Raw genomic sequence first — 6717 nt, 5'->3', positions numbered from 1 at the left:
CACCGTCAACGGGGGTGTTCACGCATTACATGGGGATTCTCACCCCAAGTAATTTTCCTCCTGTCTCCAGTATAGCTGTCTCCTGTCTCCTTCAAAAATATCAAATCATTCGTCACTGTGCAACGCCTAAATGTGAAATAATTTCCTGAAATTACTGCCTAGTAAAACTTTTGAGTCGATCAAATCTTACTTTTAAATGCATGACTTTTGAATGAGCGAATTCCGTGAAACGGTATTATATCAAATCCGTTTAATTGGACATAAAAAAAATCTTCAATCGTCATAACTACGCTCATCTTTGTAATTCTTTCTTCTCCTGACTCCTGAGGACTGACTCCTGAGTACTCCTAACTTAACCATTCTATGGTTGTTTAACCGGATTTGATATTAATCCTTTTTTTGAGATGGTCATAATGTGACAAGAATCGGCGATCGCAATAATTATCTGAGCGATCGCCGATTTTAGTTAAAACCTAAACTGAGTCCGGAATGTACTAACCCAAATAGTATCATTAACATCATCATGATTAGGATTAGTAATCACAAACAAACCAGGAGTCAAAGAGATATTATCATTAACTTGAAAACGATAAATTGCCTCTATATGAATAGATGTATCATCATCCTTCAACGCATCATCATCACCCCCATCAGTAACAATAGGAGGTACACCTACCATCAGACCACCCATATTTCCTTCTCTCAATAAGTCTGGGAAGGCAAAATACAACATTCCATTAATAATAGTCACATCATCATCATCATCATTGCCAGTTTCTGGTCGTGCCCAGGTGGAACCAAACCAACCTCCCACTTCAACCTTTTCATTAACTCTCCAATGAGCTTGGAAACCAACGTTATCAGCAGTAGTAGCTATTCCATCGAAGGGGTCTTGAGCTTTAAAACTACCAGTACCATTAGTAATATCAACCCCATCGTCACCCCAATACTTACGCACATAACCCAGAGTAAATGCCAAGCGATCGTTAGGTTCAATCACAAGTTGACCTAATGCACTGTAAGCACCATTAAATGCACCCGCACCCTCAGCAGGATTTGCTGGATCGTCTGCTAAATAAGCTACATTGACCTGAAACTTATCATTAAATGCGTAGCTAAAACCAAGACCTGCATTAGCTGGACCACGGAAACTGGTAGGGTTGCGTCGTCCGAATCTAGAAATAGTCCCATCTCCTTCATCTGCAAAGGGTGTCAGAACTAAGGAAACGTCATCTAGGTCAACTCCAATAGGACCGATGAGAGCTTGAGCGCGTTCTCCAATAGGAAACTGATAGAACATTAGGTCAATACCAACATCATTACTACCATCACCCTCATCAATAGAGGCAAGAGTCATTAAGGTATTGGTGAGTTCTGGTTCGCTCAACTCATTAAGGTTATTAGCTTGTAGACGAGTGAATAGCAAATCTTCTCCAGTAAAGCTACTCTCAAACTCTAGCCTGACACGATAAGAAAAGGTAGTCTCGGTTTTGTCGTTGCCAGAAGGTTCTCCACGCGCTGCTGCTCTTTCCCCGAAGGTATCATTTAACCAAAACAAAACTTCTCCGTTGAGTTTGGTAGTTGTGGAAAATTGGTTGTTTTCTAATTCTGCTGTGCGTGCTTCCAAAGAATCTACACGACCCCGCAATGCTGCTAGTTCGGCGGCAAATTCTTCTTGTAAGCGTTGTAATATTGCTAGGTCTTCCCTTGTAACTAGGTTACTGGTTGCTGCAGCAATTAATTCTGTAATTCTGTCTAGGCAAGAATTTAAACCTGCTGCAAATTCGTAGCGAGTCATGGCGCGGTTGCCTTTGAAGGTGCCGTCTGGATAACCTGCTATACAACCATAACGTTCTACTAATGATTGTAATGCCTGGAATGCCCAATCTGTAGGTTGCACGTCTGATAATTGAGAGACAGATGTTACTTGGTCTATTGCCTCTTCTGCTTCTAGCTCAGATACACTCGGCATTGCTAATGACGGGTCATCCATCGGTAGGGGACGAAAGTCCCCGGCCATTTGTACTGGGGGAGTAGCCTGAGTAGGACTGGCTATGAATAATGTGGCACTAAGAATACTGGGGCTATATTTTCTAGCTTTCTTAAGAATTTTTTTCATTAATTTCTAATTAATACCTATTAATTGAAGGATCAAAAGCAAATATTATCCAAGCTGACTGCGAAACTATTGTTGGATAAGGATTTAAAGGATATAAGCGAGGGTGAAAAATTGACTTATTTTTCAGCTAACAAATCTCAGAACATTTATGTAATACTAATTTCCAAAAGCATTGCTATACTTGAACAGTACTTCAGTTATTAACTAATTAGCACAAGTAAAATCACTTTTTTACTAATTTCAGCTCAGTTCATGTTAATTATTCTTTTGTTTGCTTCTCCCCCACTCCCCCACTCCCCTGCTACCCTGCTCAACAAAGTGTAGAAAAGTTTTTGATAAATGGTATAAGAGGCTGTTTGTCAAGTTGTCTTAAGTAGGAGCGATAGAACTCCGTTCCCCTCTTTTAAAGAATTTAATCCCATTCCAAATCAACAAACTGTGGAGAAAAGTTAGAGCGATCGCCCAGACTATATTTTTAACAAAAATTCTCCCTAAAATAGCTACTGTTAAACCATGTCCGTCTCCCACCATTAACGTAGTAGTGAGTAATATTATTCCTTCAAACAAGACATATCCTATGACTAAACTAGCACTCAACCATAAATAATACCTCCAGATTTTCTGCTCAATAAATTTAGGCTTAATGCTAGCTAAAATTGTTACTAATAATGTTCCCAAACCCATCACAATTCCCCAAGTAAAAGACTCTAAAGTCTGGGGATATTGACGGAGAGTAAAACCATAGAATTGGTTAACTAACCAAATTATTATTGAGGAAATTATAGCCTGTTTTCTATTAAGTGTCACCCCACTAATAGCGGCAAAACCTACTAAGGGAACGTGAGGATAAATAATACTACTAGCACTGCCAATAGTAATTAACAAAAATTGCCACAGACGAGAATGAGAAATTGCTTTTTCAGCATTACTCCAAACATTATAATTTTCCTGCGAATCAACTGTAATTTTATTATTCATAAATTTTGATTCCTACTATTTTTCAACCATCAGTTTTCCGTATTATCATTGATAGATATTTTTCCCTCACTCATTATCAAAATAATTGGGTCTAAAACCCCGCCTTTTAAGACAAAATATTTTTGGAGAGTTGCTCAAATCTCCGTTACAAAAATAACTTACAGCAAATTCCACCTTGGTGAGGTATACCCACGCGAGCAAGATGCTCGCACTGGGAAGATTCAATTATTAATATCTGTACTTCATATACTCGGAATCTGCTCTATGTAGGGGCGAATGGCCATTTGCCCCTACTGACTTCGTTAACTGAATATTCCATACAACATTCCTACTTAGGATATAAATTTTTAGATAACTTCACCCCTGCTAATAAATGCTCATTAACAATACGTCCAGCCACATCAGAATTGACACGAGTGTACCAAGTTCGGTCTCCAGAATAAAACACCACCGGACCCATTTTGCAAACTTCCAAACAGCCAGAAGTAATCACATCTATATCTAATTCTGATGTTTTTACCGCAGTTTGTAAAGCATCAAAAATTGGCTGCCACTTCCGAGAAGGATAACAACGACTCGACCGACAAACAGATAAATAAGGTCGTTTTAAAGGATTACTATTAAAAGGAATTGGACGAGTTCCTAAAACATAAATTTCTCGTAACTCCTCATAAAGTGCAAGTTTAGAAAACTCCGCTTTTTTTACCGGCAAATAATCCTCATCTTCCCCTAAAAATGGATTCGGCAAAAATATCGTCATTAACTTTTCTCCCGCCCCATTCCAAAACTGAATCCCCCAACTTTTTGCCACTCCTTCAGGGTTTAGGCGACGATACAATGCTGCCCGACTTAAAAGACGTTTTTCTCTTAATTCTATTGGTGTCGTACAGTGAGGTCCTCCTAAATTTTTTTCTAAGCATAAATGAAGGTGCCAAGCGGGAGTTGCTACGGTCAAATAACCATCATAAATTAAGCAAAGTTTTGGGGGTTCAGTGAATTCTAATTCTAGTACACCACCTTCAACAACATGACCTATTTGAACTTGCTGCCACTGTTGCTGAATTAATGTATATAATAGGGGACCAGTGACATCTATTGTAGTAGGAAAATCTTCATATTCTATCGTTCCACCTTTAGGAGTTTTTTCCGATACCGTGCGTTTTAATGGTGTCACCCATTGATTAAATTCACTCATTTTAGTTCTCTGGATTTAAAGTTTGTTTATCAACAAAATACCTCAAAAGAAGGGGTTTGGTTGATAAACCCTTGCAAAAGACCAGTTATATTTTAGTCAATACTATTTAATTATACTTGTTGATTCTTCCCTACTCCCTACTCCCTACTCCCTATTCCCTTCCACTGATTAAATAACATTAATTATACCGATCGCTTCTAAATCAAAACCACCAGAACTCGCAACTGAAGATGATGCCTTCAGTTGGTTCAACCACTGTGGTCTATTTAGGAATGAGATTAACAAAGTCAGAACTCAGAAGTCAACCCACCCCTAACCCCTCCCAGGAGCGGAGGGGAAGTAGGGGATTTTATCCCCGCTCCAAAAATATTTCGCCTTAAAAGGCGGGCTTTTAGACCCATATTATTTTGATAAAATAAAACCGGATAAAATTAATTACCCTCAAGAGGTAATGGGGCAGAAACCAGAATTTCCCGGTCTTATTTAATTTCCGTTGCTGACCTGAAAATTGCTGTAATTAATTCGTAAGCATTCAGCCGTCAGCAATCAGCTAGCCTCCTGCGGAGGAACTGCGTTAACAGCTATTGCTTTTAGTTGATGAGAAAAGCTTTATTAATTCTCTTACTAAAAAAGTTAGCTCTCTTACCTTTAAAGTCTATATTAATTTAAATACTTTCCTTGAGGAGAGAGTCTTGTTGCTGACAGCTGACAGGTAATAGCTGTTTGCTGCCGATTCCGCAGGAAATGCTTACATTAATTCACAACTTGACAATATTCTTCATACACGCCATCAAGTAGTAAATTTAAGGCATCTACTGCTGTTGCTGCTGCTGTTAATGCTTCCTGTTTTTGAGCATCAGTTTCACAGAGTTTTACTAATGCTTCTCGCGTAACTTGGCTGTGAATTTCATCGGCTTTTTCATGTACTTTAAAAAATGCCAATGCTGCTTCAGAATTAATGCCGTAAAATTCTTTCAAACCAGCAATTTTAGTAGTAGCTACTTCGGGAATTTGGGATTCATAAGCATAGAGAGCAGCTAAACCTTTTGCTGGATTTTCACTGCGGGATAACTGCTGCAAAAGCTTCACAGATTCCTGAGTTTTTGCTAGGTGTTTCCGCTCTTTAACTGCTTCTCTTTTTACACCCAAACCTTCTGCAAAACGCAACCATAATTCTGGGTGATTTGCCACTCCCATTTCTTCTTCCATCAGGTTTTCTAGGAGCATTTTTCGGATTTCTAAGTCGTCACAAGCTGCGTGAGTAGCACTAACATAAGTAGGGAAATAATGAACTTGTAGATAATATTCTTGAGCGTACTCTTGCAACATTTCTAAAGATAATTTTCCTTCATTCCACATTTGATAGAATTGGTGCTTAAGTAAATGTTGCTTTTCAATAATTTCGTCTAATTGAACAAGAAACTCTTGAACGGTCATTTTTGTACTTTCAATTAACATCATTGTTCGGCAAATTAAGAATATCTACATATACTATCATAGTTTTTTTTATTGTCAAGATGTGAATAGATTTTATCGAAATAAACTGTTAATAAAGAATAATTTATTCGACAAAATATTTTTCTTATTGGTATAAATCGAAAAGTAAATAACTTTTTTGTGTAAAATAAAGTAAGCATTCAGCTGTTAGCAGTCAGCTATCAGCTTTTTAATGAATAAAACAAGGGTTATTTTAATTTATACTATATTTTTAAGCAGATTATTATTGAAGCATAAGAACAACGAATTTAAGTTGTGAACCTATACAATTCTATAGAAGGAAATGTAGATGTGTCTTGGAAGCTGATAGCTGAGTGCTGAGTGCTGAATGCTTACAAAATAAAGATATAATAAATCACCAAATTTTAAATATGATGATGATTTTGATATTCCTCTGAATATTGAGATGGAAATTCATCCCAACTTTTGATTACTTGCTGGTAACAATCAGGCGGACTAATCGGTAAATTAGTAAGATAAAAGAAAGTAACATTACTGCCAGATTCTAACATAAAAACTACATCTTTTTCAGGGTTATAATTATCTACTGCTTCTAAAATATGAGCATTCATAAAGTGTGTTTTAAGGAGGACAGTATCGGGTGCTTTTAACCAGGCATTGAGAAGAGGTGCAAGATGATTACGAGGCACAAAATGTACTTTAAATGTTTCTCCAGTTGCACCAATCATAGGTGAATTTGTACTGCAAATAATTAGACCTCGTTCACTACTTAAATAACCTTGCCAAGCATTATATCCTATAGAGATTAAATTAGTAGCAATAAACTCTTGCTGCCAATTATGTAAATAATTTTCTTGCTTCATTTGATTCAATAACTTAATATAATTAAACTACTTGGAAAAAATTTACAGATGGATTTGAAGCATAATTAATAATTGCTTCTTAGTTATCAGGTTTAATAGTTTGT

The 6717-nt window shown here is 37.2% G+C and carries 5 protein-coding genes; all 5 read right to left on the bottom strand.

The genetic code is table 11. The features are described 5' to 3' along the window. Positions 1-466: 466 nt before the first annotated feature. Complete coding sequence (locus tag F6K27_RS21580) at positions 467-2119, bottom strand: iron uptake porin (protein ID WP_287278344.1); 1653 nt, start codon at positions 2117-2119, stop codon at positions 467-469. Positions 2120-2488: 369 nt separating this feature from the next. After that, entirely contained in the window at positions 2489-3097 is a 609-nt protein-coding gene (locus tag F6K27_RS21575; protein ID WP_287278343.1) for a hypothetical protein, read from the bottom strand. A 328-nt stretch (positions 3098-3425) separates the two neighbouring features. Further along, positions 3426-4292 (bottom strand): ferredoxin, encoded by an 867-nt coding sequence (locus F6K27_RS21570; RefSeq protein ID WP_287278342.1) that lies wholly within the window; start codon positions 4290-4292, stop codon positions 3426-3428. Positions 4293-5045: 753 nt separating this feature from the next. Next, positions 5046-5729, bottom strand: a complete 684-nt coding sequence (locus F6K27_RS21565; RefSeq protein WP_375339700.1) for a CADD family putative folate metabolism protein — start codon at positions 5727-5729, stop codon at positions 5046-5048. 425 nt (positions 5730-6154) lie between these two features. Further along, positions 6155-6613, bottom strand: coding sequence for a hypothetical protein (locus tag F6K27_RS21560; protein WP_287278341.1), 459 nt, complete (start codon positions 6611-6613; stop codon positions 6155-6157). Between the last annotated feature and the right edge of the window lie 104 nt (positions 6614-6717).

This window comes from Okeania sp. SIO2F5, from assembly GCF_010692685.1.
Taxonomy (GTDB): Bacteria; Cyanobacteriota; Cyanobacteriia; order Cyanobacteriales; family Microcoleaceae; genus Okeania; species Okeania hirsuta.
Note: the sequence above shows the minus strand (reverse complement) of the source record. Positions and strands in the feature narration are given on the sequence as shown.

What these genes read in the sequence shown, in the direction of transcription:
- F6K27_RS21565 (WP_375339700.1), bottom strand. Translation starts at nt 5,729, where the DNA reads ATGACCGTTCAAGAGTTTCTTGTTCAATTAGACGAAATTATTGAAAAG.
- F6K27_RS21560 (WP_287278341.1), bottom strand. Translation starts at nt 6,613, where the DNA reads ATGAAGCAAGAAAATTATTTACATAATTGGCAGCAAGAGTTTATTGCT.
- F6K27_RS21575 (WP_287278343.1), bottom strand. Translation starts at nt 3,097, where the DNA reads ATGAATAATAAAATTACAGTTGATTCGCAGGAAAATTATAATGTTTGG.
- F6K27_RS21580 (WP_287278344.1), bottom strand. Translation starts at nt 2,119, where the DNA reads ATGAAAAAAATTCTTAAGAAAGCTAGAAAATATAGCCCCAGTATTCTT.
- F6K27_RS21570 (WP_287278342.1), bottom strand. Translation starts at nt 4,292, where the DNA reads ATGAGTGAATTTAATCAATGGGTGACACCATTAAAACGCACGGTATCG.